Below are 995 nucleotides of genomic sequence, written 5' to 3' on the forward strand. Positions count from 1 at the left end.
CACAGCCTGTAAGACTCATCAGAATACCTGTAACAATAACAAATGATACTAATTTTTTCATAGAACCCCTCCTTTATACTTTATATACAAACGCCAGCATATTACTTCTGCCATTCAGATTCACTCCAAGTGTCGGCAGTATTAATTTCTGATTTCTTTATATATGCGAGTTTATGCATACTTGCATACTTTACTTCTGTTTTCTTTCCTACTTCAAAAAGCTTATATCTGTCATCACCAAAAAATACGCTTCCCCTTGTTTCCATTGTATTTATTACATTTCCGTCCTTATCAAGAACATATAATGTTATCGTTAAATCTGCGGTTCTTGTAAACAGGCACCATCTTGTATTATCAAGATATATATAATCTTCGTCAAAAGATATATAACATAATGTCGAATTTCTTTCTGCTTTATATATAAGAGTTTCTTCTTTATCTTTAATTTTATATTTATATAACCCTTCGTTGATTACGTAATAATAAATTATATTATCAGAGGTATCAATTATATAATCGCTTATGTTTTTATCTATTAATTTTGTTGTTTTTCCTGTCGATTCATTGTAACAGTATAAGCCATCCCCAGTCATAACATTCTGTTTTGTCTCTTTTTTAAATTCTGTTGTTGAATATGTAAAGAAAACTTTATCACCATATGCCCTTACAGAATTAAATAAAACACTTTGCTCATCACTTGTTATAATATCTTCATTTATTTTATTATCAAGCGAAAATCTTTTTATGCTTATCTGTACTGTCTCAGGCAGTCTGCAATTTCCCGTATTGTTGTATACATATACACAGTCATTGTTAAATACAAGACTATAATCGTCCGCACTGTCTATAGGAACACTTCCTATATCAAACAATTCTTTTCTGTCTGTTCCATCGGAATTAATCTGCACAAGTACAGCTCGTCCCTCTGAACTGAATTTAATCATATATATATGATTTTTATAATACCATACTACCTCTGAATAATCAGAAAACAC

General features: G+C 30.3%; 1 protein-coding gene. It reads right to left on the minus strand.

The window, feature by feature from the left end; translation table 11 throughout:
• Nucleotides 1–101 precede the first annotated feature (101 nt).
• On the minus strand, nucleotides 102–995 hold an 894-nt coding region (locus tag WMO38_RS15055; protein ID WP_349163219.1), incomplete at its 5' end, for a hypothetical protein.

Source organism: Lachnospira hominis (ex Hitch et al. 2025) (assembly GCF_040096395.1).
Classification (GTDB): domain Bacteria; phylum Bacillota; class Clostridia; order Lachnospirales; family Lachnospiraceae; genus Lachnospira; species Lachnospira hominis.